The following is a 20,904-nucleotide window of genomic DNA, read 5'->3' on the forward strand; positions in this document are numbered from 1 at the left end:
TTTCTCGCTTTTCTTATGCTACTTCTATTTCAAACTGTACTGTAATACCACTCGGATCGACTACAGTAAATCCATTTGTAATTTCGTGTATTTCATGCTGTTTTTCTATTAATCTTTCTTTTACTTCATCTAATGCTTCTTTATGCGGTAATACAATCGTATATACCTTAAGTCCAGTTGCATGTGCTGGTGGATGCGGGTTATTTACTCCGTTCCACGTATTTGCGCCTATATGGTGATGATATCCTCCTGCAGAAATGAATAAGCAGTCATCTTCACGTTGCTGCACTTCCAAGCCTACTGTATCTACATAAAAGTCATGTGACTCTTCTACATTAGCTATTCGTAAATGTACATGCCCAACGACAGTATTAGCAGGTAATCCATCGAACTCATAATCAACAAGCGTTGCTAGTTCTTTTAAATCCAGCGGGGTACTTCCTCCTGGCCCTTCCCCCCATTGATCGCGCGGACGATCCGCATAAATTTCAATACCATTTCCCTCTAAGTCTTGTAAATAAAACGCTTCGCTATACGTATGATCACTCGCGCTATTAAACCTTGAAATTGGTAAAATTTCATTTGAATATGTATAACGTCCCTCTTGCTCAGCCGGACTATCAATTACATTCTTATTACGAATCACACCAAATAATGCCGACGCAAAAGCCTCACGAGTCGGAACCAAAAAGGCTACATGATATATACCAGTCGTACGCGGCTCTTGCAGCACCCCGTCCTCTAACTTTTCAAGAACAAGTAATGTATTCTTTCCACCTTTTCCAGATAAATATGCTTTATTCCCCTCTTGCTTAATTACTTCTAAGCCTACAACATTCTCATAAAAGGAAATTTGACGTTCTAAATCTATCACCTTAAATTCAACATGACCAATACGTGTTTTCGGATGAATTTGTACCATAAATAACTCCATCTCCTTATCCCAATATTCTTCCATTACATATAACCGTTACTATGAAGGATACAACTAAAATCATCCTATGTAAATAAGAAAAGTCAGAATTTACACTTATTTTTATATTCATAATAAAAAGTCACCTCTTCTAACTTTCAGAAAAGGTGACTTTACAAAAATAGTCTGTTCTAATTCTTATCGCATTTTATGTACTTCAGCAACTAACTTTCCGCCCTGAATGCCCATATAAAGCTTCACAGGTGCATCATTCGTATTTTCAAACACTAAGTCTAAGTATGGATATGCAATTGTAGCATCTCTTCCTTGTGGGACGTAACCTACCGTTTTAGAATGTGTTGTTCTCTCTACCATTTTCAAACCAGCTTGATCTGCCGCATTGTATAATGTTGATGATGTTTGACAAACACCACCGCCATATCCATCTACTAATTTACCATCTACAATTTCTTTTCCTAATTGATATCCTTTATCTGGCGTTGTATCACCAATTAATGCATTGAAAGAGAAACGGTCTCCTTTTGCTAATACAACTCCATTTATGCTCGCTGCTGACAAACGAATATTTTCAATACGGCCACCTGTTGAGCCACCTAAATTCGTTTCATATCTACCAATTACCGTACCACTTCCTTGCGCATCACTTAATGTTGCAGTAGGCTTCTTCTCAACAATAGGTAATTGATAGGAAGAATCCCACATACCTACGTTTAATAGTTTATCTACTAATTCTTTTTCCATTAATTCATAAGAAGGTTTCCCTTCTTGCCAACTTCCATCAGATCCTAGACGTGAAGGGACCATCTTTTTGTCAACATTTTTTCCAACTTCCCTAGCAACCTTCTCAACTGATTTTTTAAATTTCGCTTCATCTTCAAAATAACCTAGACTCGACAAATCTAACTTTTTTACTTCCGTACCTGTACGACCATCTACTAAACTAATAGAATCCTGTACTTCTGCTTTAGCCTCTACCGTGTGGCCACCAATATCACTTACTAATGCAACATCACTTACTTTTGTACCACAGCCACTCACTACAGCTACACATAAAACCCCAACTAATATACCCTTTACTTTACGGAACAATATACTCTCCCCTTTTCCCCAATACTACTTTTATGTATTATTTCATTTTTATGTATGTTTTGTTACAATCATTTTACAATATATTTATAAATTGTTACAAGTTATTTTTTACTCTATATAAATTACTCTTTTCTTTTCCAAATGTCTATATATATTTACATAAAAGTTTGAGTTTGATAGAATTGTAACCTTTACGTAACCTCTCCCTATTATCCAGTATATACCATAAAACGAACGAAATACAAATGTAAAACTCCATATTCGTATTTATAAAAAACATCCTGTGAACATAAATAGGTATTTGCCGTGCCACACTCCGCTTTTACACATACATTATGGTGAATTAACCTATTTTAAAGAAATGGAGGATGTTTTTATGTACCCCTACAATCCATACGATCCATATAACCAAACTGGTTATCAACCTCAATATGATTTACAAGCACAATACCAACAATATATAGATCCAGTAGAACAAGTTAATCCATATGATCAAACTCGACAATTCCAACTTCCAATCTCTTTTCCTGGTGCTGGAAACCGTCAATTAGAAAGACGAGTAAATGAGCTTGAACAAAGAGTACGTCAATTAGAAAACACGGTTGAACGTCATACACGTAGATTAAACCGCTTAAACCAACGTTTACGTACAGTAGAAAACAGACTGAACATTCCATTTTCAGCATTAGAAGACGGATTTTAATTTCGGAAATAAAAAATATATGAAGGAAGGGGGCTTCCCCTTCCTTATATAAATTGACGAAAGTTTTTTCCATCTCTATACTGATAAGAGTTAATGAAATGAAACAAGGTGATAAATATGGATTTTGAAATAAATTATCTTTCCTTTTATGTTGTACAAGTAGAAGGAAAAGGTGAAGCTGTTGATAAACGCTACAAACATTTTCAAACATTAGACGCTGAAGAGTATGAAGATAGCTCCTTAAAAGAATTTTTGAATGGTGAATTATTAAAAATTTCAAAGCGAAAAGTAGAACGTCATGCGAAAACAGAACAAGCTCCGACAAAGATCGGTCGCTTTATTGTAGAAGAAGGGCACGAACTTGACTCAAACCCTCATTACAACTTATTTAATCGCATCCGCTTTGCAGAAACGAAGGAAAACTTCAAAGATATGAGCGAACCTCTCGTTTATACATATCTTGACACAAGTGCTGTGCGCGGTGGTGTATTTTTAATTGCGCAAGCAAAACTACGCAAATACTTTGATGATCCATTCGTCTTCGTTATGAAATGTGACTTCGAGCCAAAAGTCGCTTCTATTTCCGATGAATCCACACTAATTCGTAACGTTGAAATGGCCATCACAACAAAAAATATGAAATCTATCCAATATCCGTACATGCCCGAAGAAGGTATGGTCGAAGTGGGCGAGCTAAAAATTCACCAAGCATCACACGCCCGTTACTTTGAAGACTTCTTAAAATTCGTCGAATACGAACGCTCTATGCCTGAAATTATGAAAACACAAGTAATGGACATGGTATACGACCAAATTGAAGATGTATTTGAAGAAGGTACGGAAGAGCGCGAACAGTTCGACCAAGCGATGGAAGTATGGGCTGCCAGTCCGAAACGCGAAATTATGGAACAATTTTCAACCGAAGAAGTAATGGAAGCTACCGCTCAAATCGTCGAGCACGCGCCTGAAGTGGAATTAAAGCTAAAAGCAGACCATATCTCTGTAAAGGCCCTACTTGCTGATTTCGGGGATCAAATACATATCGCAAAGGTAAATGACCGATACGTATTAATGATTGAGGCTGATACACTTACATTTGAGAAAGGCTTCTCTCCAATTGAGTTTCTGAAGCCAGACGAGTTGCAAGATGTGATTGAGCGGATTGAGAATAAGCAGCAGTATTCTTATGATCCGAACGGGATTGAATAAATTCTTCCATTTAACTGTTTTTACTGGGCGCTTTTAATAAGCGCTCTTTTATTTGGGGCATAGTTTTCATTTATATTAAAAACCGATTCTACTAAGAATCGGTTTTTCTGCTTTATAACAAAATATGTTTATGTTTAAAAATAATTTTGATCCAAGATGACTTTTGTTGCAGAATCAAGTCCATCCCTTTCTGGTTATACAAACGTATTTCCATTAGAAATATCGGCTTCAATATTCCTTATAGACCAAACCCTTCTATAAGTTTTTGGTGTTTTTCCTTTTAGTCACTATGTATGTTCTCAAAATTAAAATTTCATTTCACTACCTCAAACTTATTGTACTCGTAAAAAGATAACTGAAAACGATATTCCGGATGCTCTCTCACCCAATCATAGGCTTCTTCTAAAATTCCCATTTTATTTTGCAAGTCATTAAGTTCACTACATTCATTCCTTTTCTGTTTGCACAGAGGACAGAATCCATTCACTATTTCAGCACTCGTCGCCCTAATCGTTTTCCTTTCTAAATCAACTACTAGACGAAGAATAAGAGAATGTTTTTCTTTCGTAGTCACCATCATTTCAGCAGTCCCATCCTCATTCCAAAAGACTCCATTTAATTCCATCTGTACGTTGACATCTTTAATATCCAAGTCTATCACTATTACACCTCCCATATATAAGACTCTTAACCTACTCTTCTATTTTAATCTTTAATACACCACGATTTAAAGATATATTAAGCCTTTTCCAATTCTTCTTCTTTGCTATGAAAGGAAGTGTAATAAACGCTAATAGTGCGGTAAATATTATCCCAAAAGCTAAAACGGTTAAAATGTTAAAGATTGCTTCCATTAAACTACACTCTTTTCTATGTATATTCATACTAAAAACAATAAAATACTCCATTACTAATACGGGACAAGCCGTGAATTTTCCAACTAGACTTCAGCAACTTAATCCTGAAGTCTAGTTGTACATATGAATAAAATAGACTATGTCATTAATTTTCTTCTACTACTTTCTCCATCTCAGCCAAATACCTAATCTGCCTTTCCGCTTTTCTAACCGCCGTACGAAAATGTTTTTTCAGAAGTTCTATTGTAGGTTCACTTATATAATATCTTTCCGTTATACTTTCCCACGTGTCACTACTTTCAAATGTACTCCAAGCGAAAGGACGCTCTGTATTTTTTCTCATTTCTTTAAATACCCATTTTCGCATCTTTTTTTTCGCTTTTTCTGTTAATTTTCCGTCCTTTACAAGCTCGAGTTCACCATGTCTTTTATACCTTTTAGTAATATCTCTCTCGCTATATGCTTTAAGAAGTATGTTCGCTGTATTCTCAGCATCCGCTAAAGCTCGGTGCTGCTTCCCTTCCCATATTAAACCGAGCTGTTCTACTGCAGATTGTAAACTTGGTGTATGCTCAAACAATTCTTCATACGCTTGAAAAACAAATTTTTGTAAATCAATTCTTCTTTCTTTTTCCATACAAGGGCATTCTACACTATGTAACGTACAATCATGAGATAGAAATCGATAATCTTCTTTTCCCCATGTAACAAATATAGAGTCTTCTCCAATAAACCGAATAAATTTTTCTATAATTTGCGGGAATTTCTCGACACCAATTAAATCTTTCTTTGTAATTCCCGTTAATTTTGTCGTATGACGAGTAAGTCGTGCCCCCGGTTTTACTAACTCCGAAAATTCTCCAATTACCTTCATTGTACTTGCTTCTATTTTTACAGCTCCGATATCAACTATCTCTGACGGATCTTCTGATTTATATGGCCTAAAATTTCTCTCTATATCAAACACAATAAAATGTGTAGCGTTTTCCAATTTATTTACCTCTTTCTACATTCCTTTTCACACACATACTTTATTTTCAGTATTTATTTATTCATACACTTTATGCATGTAATACCTTATCTAAAAAACAAATTCAATCTCATTATTATATGTACATAGGGGGTTATTCAGTAAAAACGCAAAAAAAAAGAAGGGCAAGCCCTTCTTTTTTCCACAATTACTTCTTGTTAACGTTTGTAGCTTGAGGTCCACGGTTACCTTGTTCTACTTCGAAAGTAACTTCTTGACCTTCTTCTAAAGTTTTGAAACCTTCGCCTTGGATAGCTGAGAAATGAACGAATACGTCTTCTCCGCCTTCAACTTCGATGAATCCGAAACCTTTTTCTGAGTTAAACCATTTTACTTTACCGTTTTGCATGTAAAAAATCCTCCTACAATGTACCTATATGTACATATTCATTTTCAACCACTTTACAAAAATAAGTCAGACATTAAAAAAACTGCAACTCTGAGGAGATTTAACATTGCTATCCTCCTCGGAAGTTACAGCTCATTTAAATCTCTATATTATTAAAAGTAAAATGGTTTAAATATAATATATCATATCAATATAATAAAAGCAAAGTTTTTTTGCTATACAACTTTTTTCTTCCACTGCATCGCTTTTGATTCACCTGATCCCGCTACAAAATAGGCTTCTTTTTGGTTTACAATGCGCCAGCCATGCCCTTTAACTGAATCACATACTGTTACAATTCCTTCTTCTAAAAGTACACGACAAACAGTACTAATCCCAGCCTTATTTTGCGTTGACGTTGTATATAACACATGTTGATCTACACTTAAGTCTAAATAGCTACTTGCTTTCTGCTCACTTTGACATGTGTGCCAATATGTTTTTTCACTCTCAATACTTTCATTTATTTTACAAAAAGAAATATTCCCGCTAATGCCTTTGCATGATCCACTGGCTGCTACTAAATAAGAGTTGTGTAACGTCAACGCTGAGATCATTTGATTCATCACGATTTTAATCCTCTTTAATTTACGTGTCTCCAAATTAAAGAGCCAAACACCACCATATTTAGCATGTATTTTCGTACCGATAAATAAGTAATGTTTATATAAAAACAACGATCGAATAGATGGTGCTCCGCCACCATATTCAAGAAATGGATGAATGGTTTCCCATGTCGAACCAAAATCATTCGAATGATACAACGTTTTATCTCCATGAGCAATGACAGTTCCTTCTATATTACTACACACATTCCAACTCGTTGCCTTTGTTGGAAAACGTTGAACCGTCCAATTCTCTCCACCATTCATACTACGAATAAAAATTCCTTCGTCACCTACACCATACACTACATTATCTTCGCTATGTAAATCCCTAATTCGTTTTTGAAAACCATTTAAAATTTGTTTCCATTCTCCGTCTTGTTCAATAAATAAACCATTATATGTAGTAGCTAACATAAGCTTCCCATCTCTTAACTTTGTAATAGCGGTCGCACTTAACATTGTCTCCACGTTGACACTCCCATTCTTAGAACTTCTCAGCAAATGCAATTGCAAAATTACTGCATTTTTCAACATCCTCTTCATCTTCTGGAGCTAGTTCGATTTTCAATCCTTCTTGTACAAGCTCTGCACCGCGTTCTACAAGCCTTTCTTCAAATATCGTTACCGCTTCACAAAACAGTTCATACGCCGTATCACCTGATCCAAATACCGCTACTTTCTTCCCTGATAAATCTATATTTTCTAAGTCCTCATGGAAATCTTCCGCTTCAAATGGCAATTCACCATCGCCCCACGTATAAGATCCTAAAATGATTCCATCATAAGCTAATAATTCTTCAGCATCCATGCCTTCCATTTCTTGCAATACCACTTCATGATCAAAAGCATCTAAACTAACTTTAATTAAATCAGCAATACTCTCTGTATTTCCTGACATACTTGCATAAGCTATTAAAATTTTCGCCACTTTGGCATCCCCCTCTAACAATAAATGATTCTCATTCTCATTATATTAATAATGATAATCAATTTCAATTATATTTTTTATTATTTCTGTTTACTTCATAAAAAAAAAGCACAGATGACTATACAATCATCTGTGCTTTTTTTTTACTTTTTAAAAATACCAAACGGCTTTCCAACTGGTAAAACAACTTTTCCGAAGTGTGTGTTTAACACTGCTGCTGCTGAACCATAGAAAGATAATAATGAAATAAGAAGTTCAGAATATGCTGCTAAATTATGCATTGCATGCGGCATAACACCTAAAGTACTTAATGAAAGACCGATAAATAAGAAATCAATAAGGACGAAAATCATAAATAATACTTTATGTGTTTCCATTGCACCAATTGTCATAAAGATTGTGAAAATTAAATATCCGATAAAGGCTACACCAAGCTGTTTTGAATCTGCAGCTTGTGCTAATTTTTCGCCAAATACTCCAAGTTGAATTAACCAAGTCATTCCAACACCTAGCCAAAATAGACCGTATGCACCGAATGCTGTTGTACCGAATGTATTGTTATGCTTTGCATCGTGAATGCAAGCAAAGATTTGTGCAAATCCTCCTAAAAAGATTGCCCATGGTAATACTAGTGAAACGCCATCTGTTAAGCCTAACTTTTGAGATGATGCTACAAGTGTTACCATCGCTAATCCAAATAGACCAATTCCAGATGGATCTGCTGTTGTCATTTTCACATGATGTGTAGTTGTTTGATTGCTCATATAAACCTCCTGATTATAAACATACTCGAATACAATACTTAAATCAGAAGACTATGTCAATGGTTTTTTTTGTATGTTGTCAGACCTTATATTTTATAATGTTCTAATATACTTTCAACCACTTCATACGGTTTTATATTCACTTTTTCCAACTCATATATCGGCAACCATAACGGAATATAAATCCCTCTATCTTTCATTTCGAATTCTTCAGCTTTACCACTTCCAAAAACTCCACCTACAATATCGGCATTAAAATAATACTCCGTACCCTTATACTCCACCTTTGCAATTAGATGCTCCACTTTTATATGTACCCCTAATTCTTCAAAAATTTCTCGCTTTGTTGCTTCTTCAGGTGTTTCTCCTTCTTCAATTCCTCCACCTGGAAAAACATAGTACGTTTCATCTTCTCGGATACGTTTTATAAGAGCAATTTTCCCTTCCTGCACAATGATAGCCGCGCCGCGATTTCTTGTCATTTTATTACCTCAATACCGATCGCAACTGTTCCCCACTTTTGTTCTTGTTCTTTCGTATATATTTTGTATGTACTTTCTAACATTTCCTCTAAACTATCATTTTCACAATCCAATAATTTTTTATCAATTTGTTCGTACATTGCTTCAAAGTTTTCATATCGTTTTATCTCCGTTACTTTTACAGCCATCGTTGCTGCTGTCGTAAGGTTCGTAAATACAATATGATCGCCTTGTTTTATGAGTTGACGCTTTTTATCGTATAAGCGCACTTCATACACTTTTTTTCCTGATTGAATTGACTGAAAAGGTTTATTATATAATCCCATTTCATATCTCATACATTCCACTCCCATTTATTCATTTTACCTATTAACACTGGTCACCTTACTACACCTTGCATATAATATTCCACGCTTATTTCTTGATTGAGAAAGAAGGTTGAAGAATCATGTTATATTTAAATCAAAAACCTGAATATAGTAAGTATGATATCGGTGATTATACTTATAGTAAAGTAGGTCCAACTATTTTTTCTTGGAATGATGAAACGAAATTAAAAATAGGTAAGTTTTGTTCATTAGGAGAAGAAGTTGTTTTCATACTTGGCGGAGAACATCGCGCGGACTGGATAACGACTTATCCATTTAACGCTCTTTTCAGCGAAGGAGCCCATATTACTGGTCACCCCTCTTCAAAAGGTGATATTGTAGTCGGCAATGATGTATGGATTGGTTATCAATCCTGCATTTTATCTGGTGTTACGATTGGTAACGGTGCCATTATTGGCGCAAAGAGTGTTGTTACAAAGGATGTACCGCCATATGCAATTGTAGCTGGTAATCCTGCAAAATTTGTTCGATATCGTTTCCCTCAAGAAACAATTGACAAACTAGAAAATATCGCATGGTGGGACTGGGACATTTCTGTTATAAAAGGAGCTATTCCATTTCTACTCTCCGACAAAATTGATGAATTTTTCAGCTCACCCGAAAAAGAATCTACATGATTCATACAGAAAGAGCACCCTTCTCTTACAGGATGCTCTTTCTGTATTTATTTTCTCTTTATTTGCAAGTGATCACACGGAGAACATTGAAAAGAAATTTTCCCTAAACAATTAAGATTCGTTTCGCAAATTTGTTCTATCGTTGGAACAAATGGAATAACAACTATATTACTTTCTACTATTTGTGTAACAGGTGGTAAAACTGTGCCTACTTGATGTTCGAAACGAATACTTGCTTGATTTATATAATTCCCCGAACCACTTGGGGCACTCTGCACTACTACTTGGAACGAAACTGTTCGTGCTTCACCTGGATTTAAATTCCCTATAAGAAACCCTGATACTGGGCTTACATTTGGTACTGGTGTATTATCAACCGTTACACTTCCAAGGACAAATCGAACACTACTATCTAACATATCTTGAAAACGAATATTTTGTATGACAGTATCACCCGTATTTGTAATAACTGTCGTAAAGATAATAACATCTCCAATCGTTGCTGCCTGTAAATCTGCCGTTTTTACGACTGTCGTTGAGACATTTTGAGGAATAAACGGGATAACAACTGTATTGCTATCACCCTCCACTACTACTGGCAGCTCATTCGGATTTACAATTGCGAGCCCATTTGCTATAGCAGTATTTGTGACTAAATTATTTATTTGCCCTCCTGTTATTACAACTTGGAAATTAATAATTGCCGCATCATTTGGCTGAAAATCACCTAATGGAATACCGGTATTTGGATTAGCAAATGGAAGAGCTACATCGTTTACCGTTACCGTGCCATTTATAAATAACGTATTTGGATCAATGATATCTGTTAACACAATGTTGGTCACAGGAACTGTACTATCATTTATAACGGCAATTCCGTAAGTGACAACATCCCCTACCATCGCTACTTCAAAGTTTGCTCCTTTTGCAACAAATAAGATTGCAGTATTTACCGTTACAATAACTGTATTGCTCGTGTCCATCACTGTAACTGGAGGCTCTCCTGGTACTAAAATATATTCTGCTAACGCTCCAGCAACGTTTACTACTGTTCCACCATCCGGAAAACTTGTAATCGTAGCTTTATATGTTACAAGTGCCGTCTCACCAACTGGAATATCTGGTATCGTAAATCCAATTTGCGGATTTACCCCCGGTTGCAGAACCCCATTTATCGTTACACTATTTGGAACGAAATCAGCTTCCTGAGATAGCACATCGATAAATTGAACATTCATCGCATCAGCAGTACCAGTATTTAATATACGAACCGTATACGTTACCGTTTCTCCTACGCCAACAATTGAATGGTCTACTTCTTTTAGCATATCTAAGCTACCTCTATTTACCGGCGTAACCGTCGTATTACTTGAATTTGTAATTGTAGACGGAGGTTCTCCTGGAATCAATTCGAAATCACCCGTTACTCTCGCTGTATTCATAATGCTACTAGAAGACGGAACCGAGATTACATTTACTTCAAATGTAATTAATACGCTATCCCCTACAGCAAGATCCGGTAATGAAAAGCCTACAAATGGATCTAATCCTACTTGCGGAATCCCATTTATTTGTACACTTCCAGGAACGAATTCTAAACTAGGTGACGGAACATCGATAAACTGAACATTTGTCGCTGTTACCGTTCCCGTATTTGTAACTTGCACGCTATACGTTAACGTATCTCCTAAACGTGTCGCTTCTTTATTTACAGATTTTATAACGCTAAATCGTCCTCTATTCACTCTAGTTATCGTCGTATTACTCGGCTCTGTTACTACAACTGGTGGTTCTCCTGGCACTAAAGTAAAGCTTCCTGTTATATTTGCAACGTTCGTAATTGTTCCTGATGACGGGATGTTTGTAACTGTCGCTTGAAACGTCACTATAACCGTTTCACTAACTGGTATATCTCCAACTCCAAATCCAGTAATCGGATTTAAGTTTGGTTGCGGGGCTCCATTTATCGTTACACTATTTGGTACAAATGACGCTCCTGCTGAAATGGTATCAATAAACTGAACATCATTAGCTGTTACTGTTCCTGTATTCGTTATTTGCACTGTATACGTCAATACATCTCCAACTAGAGTAGCAGCTCTATTTACTTGTTTAATAACATTAAAGCGTCCTCTATTTACAGTTGTGAGTGTTGTATTACTTGGCTGATTTACTATAACTGGTGGTTCTCCTGGTACTAATACAAAACTTCCAGTTACATTTGCCGTATTGGCAATTGTTCCGTTTGACGGAACACTAACAACAGTTACTTGGAATGTGACTTCTACACTTTCACCTGGATTTATATCTGGAAGCGGGAATCCATTATTCGGATTGAATCCAGGTTGTAACACACCGTCTATCGTTACACTGTTCGGCACGAATGCTATAGAGGAAGGTAGTACATCACTATATTGAATATTCGTTGCTGGCACTGTCCCTGTATTTTGAACTACTGTTGTATATGTGATTGTATCGCCTACTGCAACAACCGGCTGACTTACTGATTTTAAAACATTCAAACCAGGCTCATTGATTTCTGTTAATGTCGTATTACTTGTCGTCGTCTCCGTAATCGGTGGTTCTGTTTCACTTACAGCGAATGTAGCTGTAACATCTACAAAGTTAACAATTGTACCACCTTCTGGTATGCTCGTTACCATCTCTTGATAGGTGACACGTACAAAATTATCTACAGGTATATCTGGAACTGTAAAACCGATGAAAGGATCTAATCCTGGTGCTGGTACCCCGTTGATGCTCACACTTCCTGGTACAAATGCTACACCAGCAGAAGTTGTATCAATAAATTGAACATTGGTCGCTGGTACTGTTCCGAAATTAAAAATCAATACATCATACGTTAATATTTCTCCTACAGTCGCTACTTCTTTATCTACTAGTTTTAACGGAAAAATAAACGCTATATTAATTGTCGTAACGACCAAATTCGTTAATATCGTTTCCGTAATCGGTGGTTCCTGCGGATTTGGTTGTGAAGTAAATGTAACGTCTGCATCATTTAATATAACTTCATTATCTGGAATTTCTGTAATCGTCACTTGGAACGTAACCTCAATACTTCCACCAGCGATTAATAATGGCGTAACTGTAAATCCTATTTCTGGATTTAAACCAAGTTGCTGCACTCCACCTATCGTTACACTACCTTCTACAAATGTCGTTCCTTCTGGGATGACATCTTGGAAGAACACATCTGTAACTGGTATAATTCCTACATTTGATATGAGCACAGTGTACGTTAATACATCCCCAACCGCTCCAGCTGCAACGTCAACTGTTTTTGTTGCTGTTACTTCACCAGGAGGAGGTAACGGTATTGTAACTACCGTTGTATTACTTGAGTTCGTTGTTGTTACAGGTGGTTGTAAAGGATTTAATAAGAAAGTGGCTGTAGCAGATGCTGTATTTAATACTGCTCCACGTGTAGATGGTGCAACCACAGTAACTTGGAACGTTACGGTCAATGATGTTCCAGCTGCAATATTAGGAAGCGGGAATCCAGCATTTGGATCAAATCCAGGTTGTGGTGTTCCATTTATCGTTACACTATTTGCTACAAATGTTGTTTCTGGAGCAATTGGATCAATGAAAGAAACGTTCGTTGCTGTTACTGTACCATTATTACGAATGACAACAGAATACGTGTAAGTTTCTCCAAGTGCTGCTTGTTGTACAGATGAAGTTTTTTGTATATTTAACTGCGCTGTGTTTACTTGCGTCACAACGAAATTACTATTCGTAACAGTCGTTATTGGAGGGTTTGCTGGGTTTATAAGAAAACTTGCAGTAACGTTAGATTGGTTTCTTATATTTCCACCGCTCGGAACACTCGTCACGGTAACTTGAAACGTAACCGTGGCCGTTTGCCCAACCGGAATATTTGGTACCGGGAATCCTGCCATAGGATCCGCGCCTTGCTGAACGACTCCGTTTATCGTCACACTATTTGCTACAAACGTTGTTCCAGACGGAATTGGATCTTGAAAAATATTATTTGTTGCAGGAACAGTTCCTGTATTTTGAATAAGAATCGTATACGTTAACGTATCTCCCACACCGGCTTGTAGTGTATTTACACTCTTCATTACATTAAGTGACCCTACATTCACTCGCGTCACAACAATATTACTAATCGTTACAATTGTAATTGGTGGCTGGAGAGGACTTACTTGGAAATCAGCAGTTACATTCGCATTATTCGGAAGAACTCTATTTGGCGGTACACTCGTAATCGTTACTTGAAAAGTAACTGTTACTATCCCTCCTACTGGAATATTAGCAAGTGGAAATCCAGTTGTTGAGTTTAAACCGGGTTGAGGTAGCCCGTTTATTGTTACACTATTCGCTACAAAAGTGGTTCCAACTGGAATCGGATCAAGGAACGATACATTAGTTGCTGCTACTGTCCCACTATTTTGTATACGAACTGTATACGTTAACGTATCTCCTACACCAGCTTCAGTAGCGCTTACACTTTTTATTACATTTAATCCTGAAGAATTTACGACCGTCATAACAGTATTACTTGGTTCTGTTACAGTAATCGGTGGCTCTGTTGGATTTACAAGGAAATCTCCTGTAACATTCGCACTGTTTACAACATTATTTCCAAGTGGAACTTCATCAATTAATACTTCAAATGTAACAATTACACTCGCACCAGCGGGCAAATTATTTAATGGGAATCCGAATTCTGGATCTGCCCCTTCTTGTAAGATCCCATTCACAAAGACACTGTTTTCAATAAATAATGTACCTTGTGGAATTGAATCTTGGAAAAATACATTTGTAGCTGGTACACTACCTGCGTTTATGATTTCTATTGTATATACTAAAATATCCCCTACCGTTGCAACATCCGTATTTACTGATTTCACAACTTCAAAGTTACCTGATTGTACAGTTGTATTCACAATGTTACTCGGAACATTGATTGTTACGGGTGGTTCACTCGGATTCACTTGAAAACTTGCTGTTACATTTGCTTGATTTAAAATATCTTCATTTTCTGGATCCTGTATAATTAATACATCAAATGTGACTACAACGGTTTGAGCCGCAGGAATATTCGGAAGAGAAAATCCTGTATTCGGATTCAATCCACTTTGCGGTACTCCATTAATTGTTACAGAATTTGCAACAAATGAAACAGCGGAAGAAATAGCGTCTTGGAAAAACACATTTGTTAACGGAACATTCCCCGTATTTTGAACGGCAATTGTGTACGTTAAAGTGTCTCCTACTGCCGCTTGCGTTGTATTCACTTCTTTTATTACATTTAAACCGCCTGTATTAACTTGTGTCACAACTGTATTCGTTTGTCTATTAATCGTTATTGGTGGCTGATTTGGAATAACGACGAAATTAGCAGTTACATTTCCGCGATTCGCAATCGTGCCTCCTGATGGCGTCGATGTCACTCGTACTTGAAAAGTAACCCTCCTACTTCCGCCGGGAGATATATTTGCTACTGTAAACCCAGTAGCTGGATTGGCCCCAGGTTGCGAAACACCATCCACAGTTACACTATTTGTGATAAAAGTCGTTCCAATTGGGATCGGATCTTGAAAAACAACATTCGTTGCAAGTACATTTCCTGTATTTTGAATTGTTACCGTATACGTAAGAACGTCGTTAACCGTTGCAAAAGCTTTATCCACTGTTTTTCTCGTTGTTATATCAGCTATATTAATTGTCGTAACTACAGTATTACTTGTCGCTTGCCCTGAAACTGGTTGTTGACCAGGCACTGGAGTAAAGGTAAATGTTGCACTTGCACGGTTCGGAATTGGATTGACAAGAGGGTTCGATGTTACTCGAACTTGAAAGCGCACTACGGTCGTTTGCGAAGCATTAATACTTCCTAGATTAATACTACTTGCTGGATTCGCTCCTGGACGTGCTACTCCGTTTACCGTAACGCTGTTTGCTACAAATGTTGTTCCTGCAGGAATACTATCAACAAAAATAACATTGTTTGCAGTAACGTTTCCATTATTCGTCACATTAATCGTGTACGTTAATACATCATTAAGCGTTGCCGTCTGTAGATCTACAGATTTTTGCATACTTATAGTTGCTTGATTCACTGTCGTTTGTACTGTATTCGAAGAAGACATACTAGTAATAAGTGGACTACCGACGAAAGGACGGAATTGATATGATACCATTGCACGATTTGGAATAGGATTTGGGTTCGGAAACGATGTTATTCGCACTTGAAAGGTAACAATTCTTTGCGTATTATTTGGGATTGTACCTAAATTAATTCCAGTAGCAGGGTTCGCATTCGGCTGTGTTACCCCTCCTACCGTTACACTACCAGCAACAAACGTCGTTCCATTCGGAATACTATCACGTAATACAACGTTTTCTGCACTTCCTGTTCCTGTATTTGGAACCGTAATCGTATAGGTAAGAGTATCCCCTACCCCTGCGACTGTTCTATTAACCGATTTAACAGGATTAATAATCGGACCTGTTGCATCAATTTGAACACCAAAACCAGCTGCAGCATATCCATCCCCATTTGTCACGAAGCGAACAGTTGCTGACGTTTGGTTGTTTACTAAAGATGAGGAGGCATCTACATTCGTAATATCCCACCCTTGCCTTCGGACGGCCAAAGCTACTCCTAACGGCTGATTCAAATCTCCAAATGTACCGCTCGTATCTAAATTTCCACTGTCATTACAAATTTGTGACTGAAAGAAATTATTCGCGGGATTTCTCGGTCCAAATAAAGCAACTGTAGTATTCGCATTCGGTCCAAAACGAAGTTGATCTCCAGAAATGTTAGAATCACCTTCTTGTGCAGTTACAAGTACCCTTCCTGTTACAGCTCCTGTTGCGGGAGTTGCAAATCCTGAAATAGTGGCATCAACCGGTGGTGATGAAGCATCGATAATTTCTTGCCCTGCATATACTGACAAATTCCGAAGTGGTAAACTTGCATTTTGATACACAACCTCAAGCGTCCAGCCAGCTGAACGACTAATTGTTGGATCAGCTGAAGTTCTTGTAGCTGGCACGGCACCTGTTGTATATGTGCCCGCCCCACCTGCACTAACAAGATTCGTTACATTAGCAGAGCGTGCATAATAAAACTGATTCCCTACTGAACCTTGCTGCGCGGTAGCAGGATCTGGCGTAACAGAAAACGTCCCTGCTGGCGTTGTAAATGTAATGTTATCATTTAAAAATGGTAAAACATCTTCCGTATCAGTCCGGAAAGTTCCTGCCCAAACTAACTCTGCATACAAAATACTACTCCCTGCCGGAAGATTTAAAATTGCACTTGAAGAATTCAAGCGCCAGTCATCCGTTGTACCTGCTGGGAACCCTGGTACTTGCAGCGCTGTATTTACCGTTGTAAAAACAGCAAGTGTACCAAAAATATTACCTGGTGCAGGTGATGTAGGGCTAAGTCCCAGCGTATTCCCAGTAAACGTGACGGCACCAGGTACTGTTGTCGTAAAACGATTTATAAAAGGCACGCAATCATCTCATTTCAATTATAGTAAAAATTGCTCTATACTATAAAATGTAGACAAACTATACAATGTACGTTGTCCAACAAAATTCCGCACATATGAGAGGAGTTTATAAAACTATGCGCTACGTTATTATAACAGGAACTTCACAAGGTTTAGGTGAGGCTATTGCCACACAATTGTTAGAAAAAAATACAACTGTCATCTCTATTTCTAGAAGAGAAAATAAAGAGCTTACGAAACTCGCAGAACAATATAATAGCAATTGTGTTTTCCACTCCTTAGATCTTCAAGATGTACATAATTTAGAAACGAACTTTAACAAAATCATTTCATCTATTCAAGAAGACAGTGTATCTTCTATTCATTTAATTAATAATGCGGGTACGGTTGCTCCTATGAAGCCAATTGAAAAAGCAGAAAGTGAACAATTCATTACGAACGTTCACATTAATTTACTTGCACCTATGATTCTCACCTCCACTTTCATGAAACATACGAAAGAATGGAAAGTAGATAAACGTGTTATAAACATTTCATCTGGTGCAGGAAAAAATCCTTACTTCGGATGGGGCGCTTATTGTACAACGAAAGCTGGCGTAAATATGTTTACACAGTGCGTAGCAACGGAAGAAGCAGCAAAAGAATTCCCAGTAAAAATCGTCGCTTTTGCACCTGGTGTTGTTGATACAAATATGCAAGCACAAATTCGGGAAACAAATAAAGAAGACTTCACAAATTTAGATCGATTCATCGCATTAAAAGAAGAAGGAAAGCTATTATCACCTGAATACGTTGCAAAAGCTATTCGTAACTTACTAGAAACCGAAGACTTCCCTCAAGGCGAGGTTATTAGAATTGATGAATAACAAAAAGGCGTGCTATTTTAGCACGCCTTTTTGTTCTACTTCTCTAAAAATATAAGCACAGACTCCGCAATTTGTTCATAACCAATTTCTTGATAAATTTTATTCGATGTTGGATTTGCCAGGTCCGTATATAATGTCGTTGTTTTGTAACCTTCATCTAACATACGTTGACTAAGTGCCGCTACACAATTAGATGCGTATCCCTTTTTCCTTTCTTCTTTCGGCGTATATACGAAATTAACTGTTATATTATTTTTAGTTGGACGTGTTTTTGCTGCTACAGAAACAAGTTTTCCATCTACTTCTAGACCAAATAAACGATGATTAGTAATTAATGTATGTGCCGTTTGTTTTGCTTCCTCTTTCGTAGTAGGAAGATTCACATCTTCGCAAAATTGGTATATCCACTGTTCTATTAATGTTAGCTCATCACTATTTACTTCTCGAAAGATTTCATCTCCGTTCCACTTTTTCTTCACTTGTTTTAATTCATATATACCTTGCTCCATCGCAACAGTAGTTTTCTTATTTTCTAACACTGCAATCTCTTCGGCTAATCTCTGTACAATTTTCTTATTACCGATTAATCCAGGAACATCTGGATATACTTCCGCTAATTTTTGGCAAGTTCCACGATGTCCTCTTCCACCATTTCAGACGTAGCAACAATAATTTGTTTCTTCTCTTCTGTTTGAAGAAATACAACCGCAATTTCTTCTCCTTGTTTCGCTATCCCCATAAATATCGGTTGGTGGACCATTTGTAATACGCCTAATATGAGATTATTTTCCTGCTCATTCTTTTCTAGAAATGGTGTAACCTCTTCTTTAAAATTAACAATCTCTTCATATACATGCAATTGAATCATCGACAATCTCTTCTCTCTATTTATAGTTTTATTAAGGTATTGGCGATTAATTCACTAAATTCCTCTTTTACGATTCAATAATATTCGAAGCTAACGTATTCAAATTATTTTCAGCTTGTAAAATTCTCTGTTTTTCCTTTTCAAATACCTCTTCTTGTCGAAATGACTCTTTTCGATTGTTAATCATGCGCTCCATTTCTTTTTTACTCGGCCCACCGTATACATTTCTTTTTTGTATAAAAGCTTCTGGCGATATAATTTCTTTCCACTCTTTTTCTAATAAAGTTATATTAAATTTTTCTTGTAAGTACATATTCACATCTTTCAAATGTAATTCATGAAGCTCCTTTTTCTGCTCCAATAACATATTTGCAATAGCACTCGCTGCATGATGCGCATGCCGAAATGGAATGTCATAGTTTTTTGTTAAAGCATCTGCGAAATCAGTTATCGTAATTGCATGTTTATAGGAACGATTTTTCAACGTTTCTTCCTCTACCTTCATCGTTCGAATAACTGCATTCATAATAGAAAAAACACGAATAGTCTTTTCAATCCCTTTATATAAGTATGGCTGCAAGTCATCCTCTGTATCAACAATATCACCAAATGGTGTATTATGAATCATTTGAAATACTGTAAATGCTTCTCCTAAAGCACTACTCGTAATTGCACGGGCGTGTTCAATCGAAACTGGATTTCGCTTTTGCGGCATAATACTACTAATTTGCACATATGGCTTCGCCACAGTAATACCATCATATTCTTTCGTCGCTAATAGTAAGAAGTCATGGATCCATCTGCTCGTATTCGTCATCATTACCATAAGTAAAGAGCTAACTTCTAATAAATAATCCGCTCCAGCAACAGCATCATATGAGTTCTCAATTACATTTGTAAACCCAAGTAACTCGGCAACTCGCTCTCGTTTAATTGGGAAACTTGTTGTAGAAAGCGCAGCCGCTCCCATTGGGGAATGATTTAAAAGTTTGTACGTTTTTTTCATGCGTTCTAAATCTCTCTGCATCGTATCATAAATCGCTAACGTATAATGACCAAATGTTGTTGGCTGCGCTGGTTGTGTATGTGTATAAGCTGGCATAATCGTTTCCTTATGATCAGCAGCAAATTGCAGTATACTTTCTTGCAATAACAAATGATGTTCCATTAATCGTAGCACATATCGCCTTAAACTCATGCGATACATCGTAACACCCATATCATTTCTACTTCTACCAATATGCATATTACTTACAAAATCGCTTTTCGCTTCTTGAGAAATTAAATGTTCCACTAAAAAAAAGAGATCTTCATGCTGCTCTGTATAGAGCAATTGCTCTTTTGGAATTTCCTCAACCTTTTTTAGTGCTTGTAATATAAATTTAGCTTCTTCCTTTTTCATTAAATTTTCTTCCATCAGCATCACAATATGCGCTTTATGCACTTGAAACATATCTTTCAATAAGTAATTTCGTTGAAACTCAAATACATGTTGTAATACGCAATTCACGTATGTTTTCCCAGGGAAATCAGCGCCTTCACTCTTTATAAACTCTTCTTTACTTTGTTTCATCACCTTTTCCCCTTTCACCTAAGTATTACTACCCATCATACCCAGAGATAGGAAAAAAGTGCTTGTACACAAAAATAAA

17 protein-coding genes and 1 pseudogene are annotated in these 20,904 nt (G+C 36.8%); 4 read left to right on the forward strand and 14 right to left on the reverse strand.

Features of this window, described 5'->3' with window-relative positions; all coding sequences use genetic code 11:
* Positions 1–13: 13 nt before the first annotated feature.
* Positions 14–922 (reverse strand): VOC family protein, encoded by a 909-nt coding sequence (locus MR147_RS12005; RefSeq protein ID WP_074609602.1) that lies wholly within the window; start codon positions 920–922, stop codon positions 14–16.
* 189 nt (positions 923–1,111) lie between these two features.
* Positions 1,112–2,023, reverse strand: coding sequence for a VanW family protein (locus MR147_RS12010; protein WP_000488988.1), 912 nt, complete (start codon positions 2,021–2,023; stop codon positions 1,112–1,114).
* A gap of 361 nt (positions 2,024–2,384) precedes the next feature.
* On the opposite strand from MR147_RS12010, the gene MR147_RS12015 reads away from it, so the two are divergent.
* Both MR147_RS12015 and MR147_RS12020 read left to right on the forward strand, forming a co-directional pair.
* Positions 2,385–2,726: a hypothetical protein gene (locus MR147_RS12015; protein ID WP_001997954.1), complete on the forward strand. Its 342-nt coding sequence runs from the start codon at positions 2,385–2,387 to the stop codon at positions 2,724–2,726.
* A gap of 117 nt (positions 2,727–2,843) precedes the next feature.
* On the forward strand, positions 2,844–3,935 hold the full coding sequence (locus MR147_RS12020) for a DUF3900 domain-containing protein (RefSeq protein ID WP_000345047.1): 1,092 nt from the start codon (positions 2,844–2,846) through the stop codon (positions 3,933–3,935).
* A 313-nt stretch (positions 3,936–4,248) separates the two neighbouring features.
* On the opposite strand, the gene MR147_RS12025 is transcribed toward MR147_RS12020, so the two are convergent.
* The 9 genes from MR147_RS12025 to MR147_RS12065 form a co-directional block, all read right to left on the reverse strand.
* Complete coding sequence (locus MR147_RS12025) at positions 4,249–4,596, reverse strand: hypothetical protein (protein WP_139302869.1); 348 nt, start codon at positions 4,594–4,596, stop codon at positions 4,249–4,251.
* Positions 4,597–4,627: 31 nt separating this feature from the next.
* A complete protein-coding gene (locus MR147_RS12030; protein WP_000387285.1) occupies positions 4,628–4,789 on the reverse strand; it encodes a hypothetical protein in 162 nt (53 codons plus the stop codon).
* 148 nt (positions 4,790–4,937) lie between these two features.
* Positions 4,938–5,783, reverse strand: coding sequence for an exonuclease (locus MR147_RS12035; protein ID WP_074609606.1), 846 nt, complete (start codon positions 5,781–5,783; stop codon positions 4,938–4,940).
* A 187-nt stretch (positions 5,784–5,970) separates the two neighbouring features.
* Positions 5,971–6,171 (reverse strand): cold shock-like protein CspB, encoded by a 201-nt coding sequence (gene cspB / locus MR147_RS12040; protein ID WP_001179150.1) that lies wholly within the window; start codon positions 6,169–6,171, stop codon positions 5,971–5,973.
* 215 nt (positions 6,172–6,386) lie between these two features.
* Complete coding sequence (locus MR147_RS12045) at positions 6,387–7,286, reverse strand: WD40/YVTN/BNR-like repeat-containing protein (protein ID WP_074609608.1); 900 nt, start codon at positions 7,284–7,286, stop codon at positions 6,387–6,389.
* Positions 7,287–7,302: 16 nt separating this feature from the next.
* Complete coding sequence (locus tag MR147_RS12050; protein ID WP_001062763.1) at positions 7,303–7,746, reverse strand: flavodoxin; 444 nt, start codon at positions 7,744–7,746, stop codon at positions 7,303–7,305.
* A gap of 143 nt (positions 7,747–7,889) precedes the next feature.
* Positions 7,890–8,510, reverse strand: coding sequence for an acetate uptake transporter (locus tag MR147_RS12055; protein WP_000070938.1), 621 nt, complete (start codon positions 8,508–8,510; stop codon positions 7,890–7,892).
* 86 nt (positions 8,511–8,596) lie between these two features.
* Complete coding sequence (locus tag MR147_RS12060) at positions 8,597–8,992, reverse strand: NUDIX hydrolase (protein ID WP_000197781.1); 396 nt, start codon at positions 8,990–8,992, stop codon at positions 8,597–8,599.
* Positions 8,989–9,330: an ASCH domain-containing protein gene (locus tag MR147_RS12065; protein ID WP_074609610.1), complete on the reverse strand. Its 342-nt coding sequence runs from the start codon at positions 9,328–9,330 to the stop codon at positions 8,989–8,991. Before MR147_RS12065 ends, MR147_RS12060 begins: the two co-directional genes overlap by 4 nt.
* A 110-nt stretch (positions 9,331–9,440) precedes the next feature.
* Here MR147_RS12065 and MR147_RS12070 point away from each other — a divergent pair, with 110 nt between their 5' ends.
* A complete protein-coding gene (locus MR147_RS12070; protein WP_074609612.1) occupies positions 9,441–9,998 on the forward strand; it encodes a CatB-related O-acetyltransferase in 558 nt (185 codons plus the stop codon).
* A 47-nt stretch (positions 9,999–10,045) separates the two neighbouring features.
* On the opposite strand, the gene MR147_RS12075 is transcribed toward MR147_RS12070, so the two are convergent.
* On the reverse strand, positions 10,046–17,518 hold the full coding sequence (locus MR147_RS12075; protein ID WP_242304306.1) for a DUF7507 domain-containing protein: 7,473 nt from the start codon (positions 17,516–17,518) through the stop codon (positions 10,046–10,048).
* A 116-nt stretch (positions 17,519–17,634) separates the two neighbouring features.
* Between MR147_RS12075 and MR147_RS12080 the strand changes: the two genes are divergently transcribed.
* The gene (locus MR147_RS12080; protein WP_001271062.1) at positions 17,635–18,384 is read left to right on the forward strand and encodes a (S)-benzoin forming benzil reductase; all 750 of its coding nucleotides are present in this window, start codon (positions 17,635–17,637) and stop codon (positions 18,382–18,384) included.
* Between the two features lie 35 nt (positions 18,385–18,419).
* On the opposite strand, the pseudogene MR147_RS12085 reads toward MR147_RS12080, so the two are convergent.
* Together MR147_RS12085 and argH are read right to left on the reverse strand one after the other, a co-directional pair.
* Positions 18,420–19,252, reverse strand: a pseudogene (locus MR147_RS12085) (GNAT family N-acetyltransferase).
* Between the two features lie 67 nt (positions 19,253–19,319).
* Complete coding sequence (argH, locus tag MR147_RS12090) at positions 19,320–20,825, reverse strand: argininosuccinate lyase (RefSeq protein WP_074609615.1); 1,506 nt, start codon at positions 20,823–20,825, stop codon at positions 19,320–19,322.
* Positions 20,826–20,904 lie beyond the last annotated feature (79 nt).

The sequence above is a fragment of the Bacillus cereus group sp. BfR-BA-01350 genome (genome assembly GCF_022663775.1).
Taxonomy (GTDB): domain Bacteria; phylum Bacillota; class Bacilli; order Bacillales; family Bacillaceae_G; genus Bacillus_A; species Bacillus_A paranthracis.

What these genes read in the sequence shown, in the direction of transcription:
- MR147_RS12020 (WP_000345047.1), top strand. Translation starts at nt 2,844, where the DNA reads ATGGATTTTGAAATAAATTATCTTTCCTTTTATGTTGTACAAGTAGAA.
- MR147_RS12080 (WP_001271062.1), top strand. Translation starts at nt 17,635, where the DNA reads ATGCGCTACGTTATTATAACAGGAACTTCACAAGGTTTAGGTGAGGCT.
- MR147_RS12005 (WP_074609602.1), bottom strand. Translation starts at nt 922, where the DNA reads ATGGTACAAATTCATCCGAAAACACGTATTGGTCATGTTGAATTTAAG.
- MR147_RS12055 (WP_000070938.1), bottom strand. Translation starts at nt 8,510, where the DNA reads ATGAGCAATCAAACAACTACACATCATGTGAAAATGACAACAGCAGAT.
- MR147_RS12070 (WP_074609612.1), top strand. Translation starts at nt 9,441, where the DNA reads ATGTTATATTTAAATCAAAAACCTGAATATAGTAAGTATGATATCGGT.
- argH (WP_074609615.1), bottom strand. Translation starts at nt 20,825, where the DNA reads ATGAAACAAAGTAAAGAAGAGTTTATAAAGAGTGAAGGCGCTGATTTC.
- MR147_RS12015 (WP_001997954.1), top strand. Translation starts at nt 2,385, where the DNA reads ATGGAGGATGTTTTTATGTACCCCTACAATCCATACGATCCATATAAC.
- MR147_RS12030 (WP_000387285.1), bottom strand. Translation starts at nt 4,789, where the DNA reads ATGGAAGCAATCTTTAACATTTTAACCGTTTTAGCTTTTGGGATAATA.
- MR147_RS12060 (WP_000197781.1), bottom strand. Translation starts at nt 8,992, where the DNA reads ATGACAAGAAATCGCGGCGCGGCTATCATTGTGCAGGAAGGGAAAATT.
- cspB (WP_001179150.1), bottom strand. Translation starts at nt 6,171, where the DNA reads ATGCAAAACGGTAAAGTAAAATGGTTTAACTCAGAAAAAGGTTTCGGA.
- MR147_RS12065 (WP_074609610.1), bottom strand. Translation starts at nt 9,330, where the DNA reads ATGAGATATGAAATGGGATTATATAATAAACCTTTTCAGTCAATTCAA.